The sequence below is a fragment of the Gilvimarinus sp. 1_MG-2023 genome, from assembly GCF_030548285.1.
Genome location: NZ_JAUOSC010000837.1, coordinates 1 through 285, shown reverse-complemented (window position 1 = coordinate 285; position 285 = coordinate 1). Strand labels below are relative to the sequence as shown.

Below are 285 nucleotides of genomic sequence, written 5' to 3'. Positions count from 1 at the left end.
GTAATACCTTCAACCGTCAGCGGATACATTCGATTTTCCATCAGCTGCTGAATCATTCCGAGTGAGCCATAAGGCCCCCACCATCGTTGTGGTGTTGGATTCAGCCAAACGACATGGGGAAACCGCTGAGTAATACGTTGCAGCCAGACCGCACCGGCTTCGTCATTGTAGTGTTCGACGCTACCGCCCACATGGGTTACTTCGTAAGGGGCCATGCTGGCATCACCAACAAAGATAACCTTGTAATCACTGCCGTATTTATGCAGTACATCCCAGGTGCTGATA

General features: G+C 50.5%; 1 pseudogene. It reads right to left on the bottom strand.

The features are described from left to right. A pseudogene (locus Q4563_RS19250) lies at nucleotides 1–285 on the bottom strand (hypothetical protein); the annotation flags it as partial.